This is a genomic window from Winogradskyella litoriviva (assembly GCF_013249065.1).
GTDB lineage: Bacteria > Bacteroidota > Bacteroidia > Flavobacteriales > Flavobacteriaceae > Winogradskyella > Winogradskyella litoriviva.
Genome location: NZ_JABRWQ010000004.1, coordinates 500,366 through 517,569 on the forward strand (window position 1 = coordinate 500,366; position 17,204 = coordinate 517,569).

Annotated in this window: 16 protein-coding genes; 9 read left to right on the forward strand and 7 right to left on the reverse strand. The window is 31.2% G+C overall.

Annotated features, from left to right (window positions below; all coding sequences use genetic code 11):
- Nucleotides 1-244: 244 nt before the first annotated feature.
- Both HNV10_RS11165 and HNV10_RS11170 read right to left on the reverse strand, forming a co-directional pair.
- Entirely contained in the window at nt 245-1,849 is a 1,605-nt protein-coding gene (locus HNV10_RS11165) for a S41 family peptidase (RefSeq protein WP_173301434.1), read from the reverse strand.
- Between the two features lie 106 nt (nt 1,850-1,955).
- On the reverse strand, nt 1,956-2,414 hold the full coding sequence (locus HNV10_RS11170) for an Lrp/AsnC family transcriptional regulator (RefSeq protein ID WP_173301435.1): 459 nt from the start codon (nt 2,412-2,414) through the stop codon (nt 1,956-1,958).
- A 157-nt stretch (nt 2,415-2,571) separates the two neighbouring features.
- Between HNV10_RS11170 and HNV10_RS11175 the strand changes: the two genes are divergently transcribed.
- The 6 genes from HNV10_RS11175 to HNV10_RS11200 all read left to right on the forward strand — a co-directional run bounded on the left by HNV10_RS11175 (nt 2,572) and on the right by HNV10_RS11200 (nt 8,346).
- Nucleotides 2,572-3,771, forward strand: a complete 1,200-nt coding sequence (locus tag HNV10_RS11175; RefSeq protein ID WP_173301436.1) for an aminotransferase class I/II-fold pyridoxal phosphate-dependent enzyme — start codon at nt 2,572-2,574, stop codon at nt 3,769-3,771.
- 146 nt (nt 3,772-3,917) lie between these two features.
- Nucleotides 3,918-5,405 (forward strand): Na+/H+ antiporter NhaC, encoded by a 1,488-nt coding sequence (gene nhaC / locus HNV10_RS11180; RefSeq protein ID WP_173301437.1) that lies wholly within the window; start codon nt 3,918-3,920, stop codon nt 5,403-5,405.
- A 214-nt stretch (nt 5,406-5,619) separates the two neighbouring features.
- Nucleotides 5,620-6,264 (forward strand): peroxiredoxin, encoded by a 645-nt coding sequence (locus tag HNV10_RS11185; RefSeq protein ID WP_173301438.1) that lies wholly within the window; start codon nt 5,620-5,622, stop codon nt 6,262-6,264.
- Between the two features lie 61 nt (nt 6,265-6,325).
- Nucleotides 6,326-6,634 carry a thioredoxin family protein gene (locus tag HNV10_RS11190; RefSeq protein WP_173301439.1) on the forward strand — a complete coding sequence of 103 codons (309 nt, stop codon included), beginning with the start codon at nt 6,326-6,328 and terminating at the stop codon, nt 6,632-6,634.
- Between the two features lie 2 nt (nt 6,635-6,636).
- Nucleotides 6,637-6,894: a DUF6952 family protein gene (locus tag HNV10_RS11195; RefSeq protein ID WP_173301440.1), complete on the forward strand. Its 258-nt coding sequence runs from the start codon at nt 6,637-6,639 to the stop codon at nt 6,892-6,894.
- A gap of 342 nt (nt 6,895-7,236) precedes the next feature.
- Nucleotides 7,237-8,346: a polysaccharide lyase family 7 protein gene (locus HNV10_RS11200; protein ID WP_173301441.1), complete on the forward strand. Its 1,110-nt coding sequence runs from the start codon at nt 7,237-7,239 to the stop codon at nt 8,344-8,346.
- Nucleotides 8,347-8,510: 164 nt separating this feature from the next.
- On the opposite strand, the gene HNV10_RS11205 is transcribed toward HNV10_RS11200, so the two are convergent.
- On the reverse strand, nt 8,511-8,984 hold the full coding sequence (locus HNV10_RS11205) for an ankyrin repeat domain-containing protein (RefSeq protein ID WP_173301442.1): 474 nt from the start codon (nt 8,982-8,984) through the stop codon (nt 8,511-8,513).
- Nucleotides 8,985-9,059: 75 nt separating this feature from the next.
- The gene (katG, locus tag HNV10_RS11210) at nt 9,060-11,285 is read right to left on the reverse strand and encodes a catalase/peroxidase HPI (protein ID WP_173301443.1); all 2,226 of its coding nucleotides are present in this window, start codon (nt 11,283-11,285) and stop codon (nt 9,060-9,062) included.
- A 208-nt stretch (nt 11,286-11,493) separates the two neighbouring features.
- Here katG and HNV10_RS11215 point away from each other — a divergent pair, with 208 nt between their 5' ends.
- The gene (locus HNV10_RS11215; protein ID WP_173301444.1) at nt 11,494-11,736 is read left to right on the forward strand and encodes a putative signal transducing protein; all 243 of its coding nucleotides are present in this window, start codon (nt 11,494-11,496) and stop codon (nt 11,734-11,736) included.
- A gap of 192 nt (nt 11,737-11,928) precedes the next feature.
- The gene (locus HNV10_RS11220; RefSeq protein WP_173301445.1) at nt 11,929-12,474 is read left to right on the forward strand and encodes a hypothetical protein; all 546 of its coding nucleotides are present in this window, start codon (nt 11,929-11,931) and stop codon (nt 12,472-12,474) included.
- Between the two features lie 102 nt (nt 12,475-12,576).
- Here the strand turns inward: HNV10_RS11220 and HNV10_RS11225 are convergent, their stop codons facing one another.
- Nucleotides 12,577-14,202 (reverse strand): ABC-F family ATP-binding cassette domain-containing protein, encoded by a 1,626-nt coding sequence (locus HNV10_RS11225; protein WP_173301446.1) that lies wholly within the window; start codon nt 14,200-14,202, stop codon nt 12,577-12,579.
- Nucleotides 14,203-14,522: 320 nt separating this feature from the next.
- Between HNV10_RS11225 and HNV10_RS11230 the strand changes: the two genes are divergently transcribed.
- Nucleotides 14,523-15,983, forward strand: a complete 1,461-nt coding sequence (locus tag HNV10_RS11230; RefSeq protein ID WP_173301447.1) for a TlpA family protein disulfide reductase — start codon at nt 14,523-14,525, stop codon at nt 15,981-15,983.
- 20 nt (nt 15,984-16,003) lie between these two features.
- Here HNV10_RS11230 and fsa read toward each other — a convergent pair whose 3' ends face one another.
- Nucleotides 16,004-16,657: a fructose-6-phosphate aldolase gene (fsa, locus tag HNV10_RS11235; RefSeq protein WP_173301448.1), complete on the reverse strand. Its 654-nt coding sequence runs from the start codon at nt 16,655-16,657 to the stop codon at nt 16,004-16,006.
- A 99-nt stretch (nt 16,658-16,756) separates the two neighbouring features.
- Nucleotides 16,757-17,170, reverse strand: a complete 414-nt coding sequence (locus tag HNV10_RS11240; RefSeq protein WP_173301449.1) for a hypothetical protein — start codon at nt 17,168-17,170, stop codon at nt 16,757-16,759.
- Nucleotides 17,171-17,204 lie beyond the last annotated feature (34 nt).

Here is a 17,204-nt window from a genome sequence, read left to right on the forward strand (position 1 = left end):
AATCTTTAAAATTTAATATTATTCGTCCAAATACTAATAATTAAGATGTACGTCTTTAAAGTATGAAAACGATAATTTCTACACACAAAAAATAACAACTAAATTACAAGTAGGACTTGAATCTAATAGTGCTGCATCGCTAGATTGTAAAATGTATTATTCTGAAAAAAACTAATTTCTAAATGATACAATTTACATTACTAATTTACCAATTTTAAAACCTCTTAATTAAAGAACTAGGTATTTAATGCTTTGCTTCTAAATCTTCTAAAACCCATTCTAATTCTGGATCTATATTATTTAATCGGTCTTGATAAGTTGGTATTATTTCAACATCTGGTTTTATACCGTAACCATCTGGACTTACTTTATTTGGTGCATCAATATGAGCTAAGCCAATTCTTGCACGTACTTTTGTGTTTGGTGTTTCATAAATTTTATACATTCCGGCCACAGTACCATTAAAAGCTCCACCAGTTTCTTCGCCTACAAATGTAGCACGATTAGCACCTCGAAGCTTTGTAGATAACACTGATGATGCTGAGAAAGAGTTTCCATTAATTAACACATAAACCTTACCTTTAAAGTTTAAAGGATTTGCTTCTTGTTCTTTAGAAGATTTAAAATTATAGTACAATTTACCATCCTTTTTATTGGTTTTAAAAACTTCAAGAGTTGCTAAAACTGGAGCAAGAATTCCACCTAATACTTTTAATGAATTTGGTGTTGTGTTACTCATCATACTTTTAAGAACTGGTGTTCTAGTATTAACCTCACTTGGATTAATCATTACAAAGTTCTCATCTGTTAAATAACTATACAGATAGGTAATTTCTCTAAGTCGTCCTCCAAAATTGTTTCGTAAATCTATAATTAAAGCTTCAGTTTTTAACGAATCTAAGGTTTTAAAAGTTTCATCATAGAAGTCTTTATATTTATTATTAGAAAAGCCTCTAATTTTTAATAAAGCAACAGCGCTGTCTTTACCAACAAAATTTAGATTTCTAGTATACTCATCTCTAGAAGCAATATAACCATATTTAGAGTTGTGCTTTTTTTTAGCCTTTCGTTCTAATTTTTTTGCCTTCTTTTCAGTTTTAGTCAACTTTATTTTTTTCTGCTTTTTTAATGTTGAATCTGTTGATATAGAATCCTTTTTTACATTTGTAGTATCTTTTTTTAATACGCGTTTATATTGTTTTACAAATGTTGAATCTGCGTTTCTAAATTTAAAACTTATACTATCAAAACGTCCTTTATCCTTAACATAATAACCCAAAAATCGATTACCTGCTACGCGTTGATGAAACGTAGTATTATACCCATCTGAAGCAATCACTTTTTTGTACTTATTAATTAAATGTTGTGGCTTTTCATTTTCAACTAATAATACTTCGGCATTAATTAAAAGAGTATCATTTTCTCTTGCATTAGTTACAAATAACTTGTTATCTAAATATTCGAAATCTAAATTATTAACATCGAATTTTGTATTATTTAAGGCTTTTCTTTCTTTTTTGGTATAACGCAAACTTGGGGGAGATAAAGACATATGACCTTGTCCAACATATTTAGTTACAGCTGCCAACTGTTTGTAAAATGTTCTGCTATCCATTGGCTTGTTTATAGCTTGCTTTAAACTATCGAATTTAAAATCTAGTGTTTCTTTTGATGTAAATTGATATAAATGCGGATGGTTTCTTTTTAGCTGTGTGTAAAGCTTATCTATATCTTGATGTAGCTCTGCAACCGAATGTAATTGTGTAATTTTTTGATTATGTTTTTCTACACTTGCACATGATACCAATAGTAATAGTATAATAAAGGAAAATAATAGTTTCTTAAACATATTCAACGCTTTTGGATTAAAATTCAATTAGTTTTAAAGGTCAATAAAAAAATAAATATAGGTAATATTTATATAGACGTAAAACTATTAAGAATGGTTGCCTGAGTTAAAGTGAGATTGCAGTTGTATGCTTTACTTCATTTATCATAAACATACTATGTGTACTACCAATATGGTCTATTTTCGTTAGTTTTTCTACCATAAATTCCCGAAATGCCTTCATATCTTTTACCAACACCTTCAATAAATAATCGTAATCTCCACTCAGATGATAGCATTCTAACACTTCGTTTAGCAAATTAACTTCGCGTTCAAATTTAACAACATACTCTTGTGAATGCTGCACTAGCTTAACATGGCAAAAAGCCACAAAATCCTTTTGTACTTTGCTTTTATCAACTAAAGCTACGTAATTTTTTAGAATACCATTTTTTTCAAGTTTTCTAATTCGCTCATAAACCGCAGTAACCGACAAATTAAGTTGATGAGCCAATGCTTTATTTGTTTGTTTACTATCGTCTTGCAACAAAATCAATAGTTTTCTGTCTATTTCATCAAAAATCATACTTGTGTTTTTTCGGAATTAATGTACAATAGAATAAAAATACCTAAAATACATCTATAAATTAAACATTTTACCAACAAATAATCCAAAATCAAAAGCATAGATTGATTATTAATCTAAATTTTACGATTTTTGATGTTATATAAATTAGATAATTATGAAATTTAAACCTGCTAACAATATTCAAGATTTACAATACTTCGGAGAATTTGGAGGTGTTAATCCTTCTATTTCGGATTCTTCAACCTATACTTTTTTATCCGCAAAAACTATGTTCGATACTTTTGAAGGTAATGCAGATGGTTGTTATTTATACTCTCGTCATTCATCTCCTTCAAACCTATATTTAGGTGAAGCATTAGCTGCTATGGAAGGTACTGAAACGGCAACCGTTACTGCCTCTGGCATGGGAGCAATTACACCTGTTTTATTACAACTTTGTGATGCAGGAGAACATGTAGTAAGTAGTAGAACAATATATGGTGGGACTTATGCTTTTCTTAAAAATTTTGCACCTCGTTTAGGTATTGAAACTACGTTTGTAGACATCACTAAATTAGATGTCATTGAAGCTGCCATTACACCAAAGACTAAAGTACTTTACTGTGAAACGGTTAGCAATCCATTATTAGAAGTTGCTGACATTAGCAGTTTAGCAAAACTTGCTAAAACGTATAATTTAAAACTCGTTGTAGATAATACTTTTTCTCCTTTATCCATTTCTCCTATTGCTTTTGGAGCAGATATTGTAATACATAGCTTAACAAAGTTTATCAATGGTTCTTCTGATACCGTTGGAGGTGTTGTTTGTGGTTCTCAAGAATTTATTGACGATTTAAGAAACGTAAATAATGGTGCTGCAATGTTATTAGGGTCTACTATGGATAGTTTACGTTCTGCTTCGGTACTGAAGAATTTAAGAACATTACATCTTAGAATGATGCAACATAGCCATAATGCATCTTTTTTAGCCGAGAAATTTGAAAAAGATGGTTTAAAAACTGTATATCCTGGTTTAACCTCTCACCCATCTCATGAATTGTTTAAATCTATGTTGAATGAAAAATACGGTTATGGAGGCATGCTTACTATTGATGTTGGCACATTAGAAAAAGCTAATGCTCTTATGGAATTAATGCAGCAAAATAAAATAGGTTATTTAGCCGTGAGTTTAGGTTTTTACAAAACATTATTTAGTGCTCCTGGAAGCTCTACATCTTCTGAAATACCTGAAGAAGAACAAAAATCTATGGGATTAAGTAGCGGATTAATTCGTTTTTCTATTGGATTGGACGCAGACATTGAACGTACATATATAATGATAAATAAATGTATGAAAGAACTAAATATTTTATAATCCTTAATCTACTAAAATATTAATAAAGGTTAGGTGCTCATAAAGCCCTAACCTTTTATATTTCTATGCCTTAAATATGCAGCGTATTTGCAATTGGTTTAACAAAGTCGTAACATTACAGAAGATAAATAATTAACAAATATTAAATGGAAAGTAAAGACATAAAACCAAAACAACCACAAGACCAACAAATTGTTGAAAATAACGAACTTAACATTTGGGAAGCTCTTATACCTGTGTTTGCCTTGGTTGGAATGCTTGCTTACAACGTATTTGTATATGAAGATAATGCTTTAAGTGGCAGTAATCAATTTATTCTTTTACTTGGAGCTTCTGTAGCGGCTATTGTTGGTTTTTTTAACAAAGTTACTTTTGAACAAATGATTGAAGAGGTTGCCGAAAACATTAAATCTACAGCTGGAGCTTTATTAATTTTATTAATGGTAGGTGCATTAGCAGGTACTTGGCTTATAAGCGGAATTATACCTGCAATGATTTATTATGGGTTACAAATATTAAACCCAACCATATTTTTAACCGCTTGCGTAATTATATGTGCTATAATTTCAGTGGCTACTGGTAGCTCTTGGACCACTTCTGCAACAGTTGGTATTGCTCTAATTGGTATTGGAGATGTATTAGGGATATCCTTAGGAATGACGGCTGGAGCCATATTATCTGGAGCATATTTTGGAGATAAAATGTCACCTTTAAGTGATACGACAAATCTTGCGCCTGCAATGTCAGGTGGAGACTTATTTACACATATTAAATACATGTCTATAACTACGGTACCAACAATTATTGTAACGCTTATTTTTTTTTTAATATTAGGTTTTACCCAAAGCCCTGAAGGTACAGCAGATACAACAACCCTTATTAATGATTTAGACAAAACCTTTAATATTAACGGTTGGCTATTTTTAGTACCAATTTTTGTTATTGCTTTAATTGTAAAAAAAACACCGCCTTTAGTTGCTTTGCTACTTGGTACTTTATTAGGTGCTATTTTTGCTTTAATATTTCAACCTCAAATTGTAGCTCAAATTGCAGGTGTAGAAAAACTAACTATAAGTTCTGCTTATAAAGGAGTTATGGATGCTATAACAGTAAAAACCACTATTGCTACTAATAATGAAACCTTAGCCGAATTGTTTTCTGCTTCAGGTAAAGGTATGTCTGGTATGTTAGGCACTATTTGGTTAATTATTTGCGCAATGGTTTTTGGTGGTATTATGGATGCCATTGGTGCATTAGCTAGAATAAGTAAAGCACTTTTAAGTTTAGCTACAACAACTTTTGGATTATTTGCAAGTACTGTTGCAAGTTGTTTAGCTCTTAACGTAACCGCTTCTGACCAATATTTAGCAATTGTAGTACCAGGTAAAATGTTTACAAAAGCATTCGAGGACAAAGGGCTAGCTCCAGAAAATTTAAGTAGAACTCTAGAAGATTCTGGCACAGTAACCTCAGCCTTAGTTCCTTGGAATACCTGTGGAGCTTACCATAGTGGTGTTTTAGGTGTTGGCGTAGCAGACTATTTTGTTTACGCAATATTTAATTGGTTAAGTCCTTTTACAACTCTATTATTTGCTGCATTCCGAATTAAAATTAAAATGTTAACAAATAAATAGTAGTCAATAGCCTAGGCTTTTTAGTTATTATTTATCAGGTTGATACTTTTTTAGGGGTTATATTATCATAATGATAATATTTAACCCTCTTTTTTGATGCCATATAAACTTGCTATTTCACTATTCTTTATCATAATCAAACCCTATTAAAAAGTACGACTCTACTTACTAAATTTGTATCAGAAAATTAATTAACAAATTAAAATATTATAACATGGCATTAGTAGGAAGACAATTCCCAGATTTAAACGTAAACGCAATGAATGAAATGGGCGACACTTTTAAAGTGAACGTTCTAGAGGAAGCAAAAAACAATAATAAAAAAGTGGTTTTATTCTGGTACCCAAAAGATTTTACTTTTGTTTGTCCAACTGAGTTACACGCTTTTCAAGCTGCTTTGGGTGAATTCGAAAAAAGAAATACTATAGTTATAGGTGCTTCTTGTGATACTGCAGAAGTACATTTTGCTTGGTTAAGCACAGCTAAAGATAATGGAGGAATCGAAGGTGTAACGTATCCACTTTTAGCAGATTCTAACCGTAACCTTGCTTCTGCTTTAGGTATTTTAGACACTTTTAACGAGCAATTTGATGAAGAAACAGGACTTGTAACTGTTGAAGGTGATAATGTTACTTACAGAGCAACTTACATTATTGATGAGGAAGGAACTATACAACACGAGAGTGTTAATAACATGCCATTAGGTAGAAACGTCAATGAATATTTAAGAATCATTGATGCCCTAACACATGTTCAAGAAAAAGGTGAGGTTTGTCCTGCAAACTGGGAAGAAGGAAAAGAAGCTATGCAAGCAAGTGCTCAAGGTACTAAAGAGTATTTATCTTCTCACTTAAATTAGGAATAAATTATTAAACCTATCAGGTTTTGAAAGCCTGATAGGCTAAAAAAACTAAAGGATTATGATTCAAGAATTAGATCAAGATAATTTACAGAATATCATTTCAGAAAATGATACTGTAATCGTTCAATATTCTGCCACTTGGTGTGGAAATTGTAGAATAATGAAACCTAAATTCAAGAAATTATCAACTGAAAACGAAGGAGCAACTTTTGTTATCGCTGATGCTGAAAAATTTCCTGAAAGTAGAAAATTAGCAACGGTAGATAATTTACCAACATTTGCTACATTTAAAAAAGGTGAATTTAAAAGCCAAGTACAAACAAATAAGTTCGATGTATTAAAAGAACTTGTAGAAGAAGCTATTTAAGTATGAAGTTACCTGTAATTAAACACTTAACACAATTTATTGAAGATAATGATGAAGATTATATCATTGAAACGATTGAAACACTAGAAGCTCTTACCGAAGTTCCTTCTTTAAAAGACGAAGAATTAGACGTTATAGGAGAATTAATCTCTAACATGTATGGTGCAATTGAAGTCAATAAAATGATTAAAGATGGTGCTTCTAAAAAAGACGCAGTCAACAACTTTATGAAACGTGTTTTGGGTTCTATAGACAAATAGATATACCGAAAAAGAAAAATATAAAAACCACTTTACTTACGTAAGGTGGTTTTTTTTATGCCGTAAAACCAAAATAACCTTTAGATTTTTAACTGCTCAATTATTTACCAAAATAACATCTACTTATGTGCTATTCCTTATAACATTTAAATAATCAGTGATTCTGTTACAGGCAAAAAAGTAATTTGCTAGCATTTCACAATCCACTATTATAAATTTTTACAATTCAAACCTCAATTAAAGGGTCCTAAAATAATTGGTTAACCAAATTTTCGTTACCTTAGTTTGGTTATTTCAACGCTCCATAATGTTTAACTTTAAATCAACTAAATAATAACTAAAATGAATAGTAAACTAATTAAATCAGTATCAATAGGTTTAACCTTAAGTGCTATATTTACACTGAGTAGTTGCAAAAATGAAACCAAAACTACTGAAACACCTACCGTAACAGAAAGCGAAAAAGAAACACCTAAAACCGTTTACGCAAGTGACGTAATTCCGTTTTTCGATAATTGGAAACTCATCCTAGGTGATGGTTCTAACGTAGGTATCCCAATTGATTTTGAAAACAAAGACTTCTTTTACACCACAAATGATGGTAAAAATAATTGGGTAGTGTTTAAAGCGCCTAATGGTGGTAACACACACGGTACATCTAATAATACAAGAACTGAATTAGCCCAAACAAAAAAATGGTACCCTAAAACTGCTGATGATAAATTAACAGCAACTTTAAAAGTAATGAATGTCTCAGCTACTGGTGACGCTCGTGTTGCTGCAACGCACGCTGTAGTAGTAGGGCAAATACATAGTGCAGATGCCTTTGAAAATGAACCGCTTAAAATATTCTACAAAAAATATCCTGGACAAGATAAAGGGTCTGTATTTTGGCATTATGAAATCAACACTGCTGGTGACGATAATTCTAAACGTTGGGATTATTCTTCCGCGGTTTGGGGAAATGATTTCTCTGTGGTTGGTACAGATGCAAACACATATCCAGAAGAACCAGCTGATGGTATAAAACTAGGAGAAGAATTTAGTTATACTATTGAAGTTAAAGATGGTATTATGAACCTTACATTCTCAAGTCCTGGACATGAGACTAAAACATTCACAAAAAACATCGTAGAATCTGAATATACAACGGTAGCAGATATACCAGAGCAAACTAAAAACCTATTCTTTCCATTAGGTCAAGATGGTTTAGAGCGCAAAGAGGCTTATACAGGTGAAGGTTGTTTCTTTAAATTGGGTTGCTATAACCAAACCAACGGAAAATCTCCAGAGATTAATAAAAACTGGTGTTCTGGTGCAGAAACACATGGTGGAGATATTCAAAAACAATACACAGACGGTAATTATGCAGAAGTTTGGTTTAAAACCGGAAGCATTTCTATAAGTGATGCTGCAGTTTCTAACGATGGTTATTTTGCTAAAAATGATTAAAACAACTTAAACATTTATATTAATATATTAGAAAAACCACTTTAATTTTTTAAAGTGGTTTTTGCTTTTTAAATATCTCATACAGTTTAATAAACTTTTATTTGTTTAATGAACTTGTTCTGTTATTATTTTTTTTAAATTTTGAAATCAATATATCTGCTATTTCACTTTAATAAAGAAATAATCTCATCGAAGCCTTTTGCTTGAGCATAATCTAAGGCTGTTTTACCATCGTTATCTTTCAAAGTCTTATCTGCTTTATACTCTAAAAGTAATTTTACTATATCTTTTTTGTTGTATTGAGTAGCGAAAACTAGAGCTGTTGTTCCTGTATTATTTACAGCATTAACATTTGCACCATTTGATAATAATGTAATTGCTAACGACAAATTGCCTTTAAAACTAATACCAATTAAAGCTGTATTACCTGATGCATCTTTAGCATTTATATCAGCATTATTTTCTAATAGAATGTTTGTAACTTCTTCGTTTTCAAAATAAGTAGCTAAAATAAGTGGTGTAAATCCACGCTGATCCTTTTCATTTACCAATTGCGGATTAATACTCATTAAGGCTTTTATTCGGTCTTTATCTCCTGTACGAATCGCTTCAAAAAAAACGTCTGTATCCTTTTTCATTCTCTAATATTTTTTAAATAAAAAGGAATGCCCGAAAATGAGAATTCCTTTTTTAAATAACGGTGTTTAAAATAATTAAATATCAAATCTATTGGCATTCATCACTTTAGTCCAAGCTGCAACAAAGTCTTTAACAAATTTCTCTTTATTATCATCTTGTGCATATAATTCTGAATATGCGCGTAAAATAGAATTAGATCCAAAAACTAAATCTACACGAGTTGCTGTATATTTAACTTCTCCGGTTTTACGATTTTTAATTTCGTAAGTGCCATTATCTAGGGATTTCCACTCATAAATCATATCCGTAAGGTTCACAAAGAAATCGTTAGTTAAAGCACCTTCATTTTCAGTAAACACACCATGTTTTGTTCCGCCATAGTTGGTTCCCAAAACACGCATTCCTCCAACTAAGACGGTCATTTCTGCCGCTGTTAATCCTAGTAATTGCGTTTTATCTAATAGAATTTCTTCTGGACTAACTACATACTCTTGTTTCTGGTAGTTTCTATATCCATCAGCAACTGGTTCTAAAGATTCAAAAGACTCTACATCAGTCATTTCTTGTGACGCATCTCCTCTACCTGGAGCAAAAGGTACATTTACACTCAATCCTGCATTTTTAATAGCTCTTTCTACACCAACATTACCAGCTAATACAATAGTATCTGCAACACTAATTCCAAATTCTGAAGCAATTGGTTCTAAAACAGCAAGTACTTTTTGTAATTGAGCAGGCTCATTAGCTTCCCAAGCATTTTGCGGCTCTAAACGAATACGAGCACCATTTGTACCACCTCTAAAATCCGAACCTCTATAGGTTCTTGCACTATCCCAAGCTGTAGACACTAATTCTGCAATAGTTAAATCTGTATTTTCAATTTTAGCTTTAACAGCCTCTACATCATAATCTTTATTTCCTTTAGGAACAGGATCTTGCCATATTAAATCTTCTTGTGGTACATCTGGCCCAAACCAACGGTCTTTTGGTCCCATATCACGATGTGTTAACTTAAACCAAGCACGAGCAAAAGCGTCAGTGAAGTAATCAAAATCATTCATGAATTTTAATGAAATCTCCTTATAGATTGGATCCATTTTCATAGCCATATCCGCATCAGTCATCATTGGATTGTGCTTAGTTGTTAAATCTTCAACATCAACAGGCATATCGTCTTCAGCAATACTAACTGGCTCCCATTGTAGGGCTCCTGCTGGGCTTTTACGTAATTCCCAATCATGGTTAAATAACATTTCAAAAAAGCCATTATCCCATTTGGTTGGGTGTGTTGTCCATGCACCTTCTAAACCACTTGTTACTGTATATCTTCCTTTTCCTGATTTAGTTGGGTTAAACCAACCTAAACCTTGCGCATCTACATCAGCACTTTCTGGATCAGGACCTAAAATACTGGCATCTCCATTTCCATGAGTTTTACCAACTGTATGACCACCTGCTGTTAAAGCTACAGTTTCCTCATCATTCATAGCCATACGCTTAAAAGTTTCTCTAACTTGTAAAGCAGTTTTTAATGGATCTGGTTTACCGTTTACACCTTCTGGGTTTACATAAATTAATCCCATTTGCACAGCTGCTAACGGATTTTCCATAGTTGCTGGGTTTTCTACATTTCCGTAACGCTCATCACTTGGAGCTAACCATTCTTTTTCTGCGCCCCAATACACATCTTTTTCTGGATGCCAAATATCTTCTCTACCAAAAGCAAAGCCATATGTTTTTAAACCCATACTCTCATATGCAATTGTTCCGGCAAGGATTATTAAATCTGCCCAACTAACCTTATTACCATATTTTTTCTTTATTGGCCAAAGTAAACGTCTTGCTTTATCTAAACTTACGTTATCTGGCCAAGAATTTAGTGGTGCAAAACGTTGGTTACCAGTTCCTCCTCCACCGCGTCCATCTGGTAATCTGTAAGAACCTGCAGCATGCCATGCCATACGTATCATTAAACCTCCATAATGTCCCCAATCTGCTGGCCACCAATCTTGAGAATCTGTCATAAACTCATGAAGGTCTTTTTTTAGCCCTTCAACATCTAATTTTTTTAATTCTTCTTGGTAATTAAAGTCTACTCCTAAAGGATTTGTTTTAGTATCATGTTGATGTAGAATATCCAAATTAAGTGTATTTGGCCACCAATCTGTCACTGTTTTTTCTGTTGTTGTAATAGCACCTTGTATAAAAGGACATTTACCCGAACCAGAGCTTCCATGTGGATTTAAGTCTTGATTTTCTGCATGTATTGAATCTGCAGAATTATTAGCTGATTTTTCCATATTTTATAATATTTACTGTTTTGCATTTATAAAAATATAAAATAATGAATTTTCAATTAACATATCACATTTTTTTATTTAATATTTTAATAACCAAAAACTATTGCTTTGAAATAAAGCATAGCTAAAAGCAATAAAATTATGAATTATTTAAGTGTCAATCTCAATAAATTTTTGTAACTTTTATTAAATGTTTAAATAAATAATTATGAGCACTACAGAATATACAAGAGTTTATTACGGCAATTTTATTTTAGCAACTCGTGTAAGAGAGGAATTAGAACTTGCTGACATTATCCCAATTATAAAAGACGAAGGTGAATCTCAACGTTTAGGTGGACAAGGATCTTTAAGTAATGGAATTCAAGAAATATATGTACATAATGATGAACTAGGAAAAGCAAAGGTCATCGTTGCACGTGTTGAGGCAGATATGGAAGCGGCTTCCTAACTATTGTTAATGAGATTTATATTTAGCATAATTCTTTTATGTTATATTTTGAGTTGCACATACAACAGCCATCAAAAGATTACTGAAAGTGCATTCCAAAATAAGACATTCTTGTTGTTCGTTGAATCGAAGAACGATTCTATTATTAGGGATTCTATAATCATAGATTTTAAAGATTCAACATATCATCAAATGTACTTTAGAGAAAGGTTTTATAATTGGAATTTAGCATATTATAATACGTCTACTTTTCTTGTATTGAATAATAAAGTCATTGGAATTAATCAAATCAATGATTCTACATACAAGGGCGTTAATTTAAGCTATGAAGACATAGAGTTTGTAATGAAATTACAAAAACCGAAATGGAATAAAGAACAGCTATATGGTAAATGGGTAGAGGAAATCTATATAGATAAACCTGAAAGCTTTTTCCCTCCTCCACCTCTACCAAGACCAGATAACGGTTACAATTGGCCTCCTTTTTATGAGATTTCAGAAAATCTAATATCAAGTAGTCATTATTTTTTTGACACATCTAAGTATGAAATTAGTAATTCTGGTGTGTATATCTCTATGCGACTTAGAAATTATTTAAATGGTGAAGAAATAAAATGGATAATAAAAAATGCAACCGATTCTACAATGGTGATTAATCGTTTGTTTGACAAAACTTTTATTGATAATGGATTAGCGAATGAATATCCTAAAGATATTAAACTGATTAAAGTTGAATAGTCTGCTGTTATTCTAAATTAGTTTTAGAAACTACACTTACTTTACCAAAACAAAAAAAGCTAGTATTTTCATACTAGCTTTTTCTTTTATTCTATATAAGTTTTATACCGTAGTTCCGTACATCTTCTCACGTAATTCCTTTACCTTTTTGTCACTCATGTACTCATCAAACGTCATATATCGGTCTATAACACCATTTGGTGTTAACTCAATAATTCTATTACCTACTGTTTGAGCAAATTCATGATCGTGAGTAGTTAATAATAAAGTTCCTTTAAAGTTTTTTAAAGAATTGTTAAACGCTGTAATACTTTCTAAATCTAAGTGGTTAGTTGGTTCGTCTAACATTAAAACGTTTGCTCTTATCATCATCATTCTACTTAACATGCATCGTACTTTCTCTCCACCAGATAATACATCTGATGTTTTTAAAGCTTCCTCACCACTAAATATCATCTTTCCTAGGAATCCTCTTATATGTACTTCTTCTCGCTCCTCTTCTGTTGTTGCCCATTGTCTCAACCAATCTACAAGCGTTAATTTATTATTAAAATACTCGCTATTATCTAATGGCAAATAAGATTGTGTTGTTGTAACTCCCCAAGAAAATTTACCTGAATCTGCTTTTTCTTTATTATTTAATATTTGATAAAATGCGGTTGTTGCTCTAGAGTCTTTAGAGTATACCACTACCTTATCTCCTTTATTTAAATTGATATCTATATTTTTAAATAACGTTTCTCCTTCTAGACTTGCAGAAAGTCCTTCAATATTTAAAATCTGATCACCAGCTTCGCGATCACGCTCAAAAATAATTGCAGGATAACGACGACTAGAACGTTTTATATCTGCTATATTCAATTTATCAATCATCTTCTTTCTACTCGTTGCTTGTTTTGATTTTGCAACGTTTGCTGAAAAACGACGAATAAAATCCTCTAACTCCTTCTTCTTCTCTTCTGCCTTTTTATTTTGTTGTGCGTGCTGTCTTGCTGCTAATTGAGACGATTCATACCAAAATGTATAATTACCAGAAAAATGATTGATTTTTCCGAAGTCTATATCTGAGATATGTGTACAGACGGAATCTAAAAAGTGCCTATCGTGAGAGACAACAATAACACAGTTTTCATAATTTGCTAAGAAGTTTTCTAACCATGTAATGGTTTCGTAATCCAAATCATTGGTAGGCTCATCCATGATTAATAAATCTGGATTACCAAATAGAGCCTGTGCCAATAACACACGTACTTTTTGTTTACCATCTAAATCTTTCATTAATGAATAATGCAAATCTTCTTTAATACCTAAATTAGATAACATAGCAGCTGCATCACTATCAGCATTCCAACCATTCATTTCTTCAAACTGAACCTGAAGTTCACCAATTTTCTCTGCATTTGCGTCTGTATAATCAGCGTAAAGTGCATCAATTTCTGTTTTTAACTTATATAAAGGCTTGTTTCCTTTTAAAATTGTTTCTAAAACGGTGTCTTCATCATGTAAATTATGATTTTGTTCTAAAACAGACATACGTTTACCTGGTTCTAAATGTACGCTACCAGAAGTTGGGTCCATTTTACCTGCAATTATTTTTAAAAATGTAGATTTTCCGGCACCATTAGCACCAATTATTCCGTAGCAATTACCATTATTAAATGTAGTATTTACTTCATCAAAAAGTACGCGTTTTCCGAATTGAACCGAAAGATTAGAAACTGATAACATAATTTATAACTTTATTCTGTTGACCTCATTATAAAATAAGGTGTTTTTTTTAAGAGTGCAAAAGTAGAAAATTAAACCCAAACTCAACTCATTAACTCAAATAGGAATTTTAAATAATTTCTAATTTTTTAAATATGGAGATAAAAAAGTATCCTAAAGTTAACTCTGTCTATCCAAAAACGTTACCTAAAACAGATAAACACCTTAAAATTATGTGGTTAGACGATATTAACAATCCTTATAACAAGTTTTAACGAGGTATTAACAAGAGTTGCGATAATCAACGTATATTTTTGTTAACGAATTTATACATAAATCCCATGTTTACTAGAAATATAGTAATTGCCCTTACTTTGCTATCGGTTACTTTTGGATGTCATTTCAAAGGTGGTAATACTAATGAGTATGCATATATTGGCGGTGAAATTATAAATCCAAAAAACAAGAGTGTTGTACTCTATAACACAAAAGGGAAAATTGTAGATTCCATAACTCTAGATAAAAACAATAGATTTATACATAAAATAGAGAATCTTCAGCCTGGTCTTCATTCCATTACACATGGTGGCGAATATCAAATGATATTATTAGAACCTAACGATAGCATAATGGTTAGGCTAAACACTTATGATTTTGATGAATCCTTAGTTTTTACTGGTAATGGTGCTAAAAAAAATAATTATCTTTTAAAAACGTATTTATCTAATGAACAAGAGGCTAAACAATTGGTTAAGTATTCTAAAATGGAACCAGAAGCTTTTTATGATTTTGTAGAAACTAGACGATCTAAGCAGTTAGCCGAATTTAATGAGTTTTTACTTAAAAATGAGGAGTCAGAATTCTTTAAATCTATTGTAGAAGCCAATATTAATTACAATACTTATGCTGATAAGGAAATTTATCCTTTTGCTTATTTTGGTAATAATAAAATGATTCACATTAAAGATTTACCAGAAACATTTTTTAATCACAGAAAAGACATTGATTACAACGCTAATCACCTAAGTCACTTTTTTGCTTACAACCGTTTTTTGTTTTCTAATATTGATAATTTGGCTATAAACAATTATTATAAAAACAACCCTTATCATAGTAAATTTGATAGACATGCTATGTGTTATAACAAAGCTAAACTTGATTTAATTGATAGTATCATTAGTGATACTGCAATAAAAAACAACCTATTAAAATATAAAGCTAGAGAATATATTAGCAATAACCACACGGAAGATGAAGCCAATGAATTACTCAATTATTACTTGGCAAAAACTACAAACGATGAAGACAAATCTTACATGAAAGAACTTGTATCTTCTCTAAAACTACTACGTCAAGGAAATCCACTTCCAAATATCGAATTAGTTAATTACAACGATACTGAGCATTATATAGACTCTATAATCACTAAACCCACTATCATTTATTTTTGGTCTTCTAATTCTAAATCGCAATATAGAAATAGCCATTATATGGTAGAAAAATTGAAACTTAATTATCCTCAAATGGATTTTATTTCAATCAACGTAAATGATAATGATGATAAATTCTGGAAGAAAATTATTAACAACTACAACTTCAACACCATTAATGAATATAAGTTTAAGAATTCTAAAGCAGCTCGAAAAATTTTAGCTGTTAATTATCTAAATAAATCTATCATTGTAGATAAAAATGGTATTATTCTTCATCCTAATGTCAATATATTTAATTCGGAATTTGAAGAAACCCTTGAAGAATTATTACAAAAAAAGCATCTTATTGTAAAACAAGATGCTCTTTAAAAATATTTAGTTTAAATACCTTAATTTCCTTTATTATAATCTGCTAAAAACTTAGCCAAACCTGCGTCAGTTAAAGGGTGTTTTAACAAACCTGTTATAGAACTTAAAGGACCTGTCATTACATCAGCACCTAATTTTGCACAATCTATAACATGCATTGTATGGCGTACAGAAGCTGCTAAAATTTGAGTATCAAAAGCATAATTATCATAGATATGTCTAATTTCTGCAATAAGATTTAATCCATCTGTAGAAATATCATCTAATCGACCAATAAAAGGTGATACATAAGTAGCACCTGCTTTTGCTGCTAATAAAGCCTGACCAGGAGAAAAAACCAAAGTTACATTTGTTTTAATCCCTTTGTCAGAGAAGTATTTACAAGCCTTAATTCCATCTTTAATCATTGGTAATTTTATCACAATTTGATCATGCAGTTCAGCCAAAGCCTCACCTTCTCTTACCATACCTTCAAAATCTGTAGAAATTACTTCTGCAGACACATCACCTTCTACAATATTACAAATGTCTACATAATGTTTTAATATATTGTTGGTACCTGTAATACCTTCTTTTGCCATTAATGATGGGTTTGTTGTAACACCATCTAAAATACCCATATCTTGAGCTTCTTTAATCTGCTCTAAGTTTGCTGTATCGATAAAAAATTTCATGTAAAATAGTTTTGAATTGTTGTGTTTTTAGTTGCCGCTAAGTTACGACTTTCAACTATTTTAGATGTATGTTTTTCAGATTAAATTATCCGTAAAATATTAATTAATTATAATCGTAAATTCTTTAGAAGTTGAATAGGAACACAAATTATCTTCCCATTCTTGTGAATCTTGATCATAATATTGTGGTGGATCTACGTACAATTGAATTGTAAATGTAAAACTCCCAGAAACCTCAGGAAAACCTTTAATTGAAACCGTTCTAAAATCAGAATATAATTCTAATCCATCTGGTAAATGTCCTCTTATGTCATAAAAATAATCGTAATAATCATCGTTAGGTTCATTTTTTATTTCTGATGTCAATGCTTCGCTGTAGTAATACCCAATATTACCTACATCAAAAGATTTATCTGGTATTTCAGGCCTTTTATTAATAATACAGTCTACAATGTCATCGCAATTAAAACATAAAAAACAAACTGATAGTAATAGATATTTTAAAGATTTCATGGATGTAATTTGAGGAAAATGTCACAAATAATGT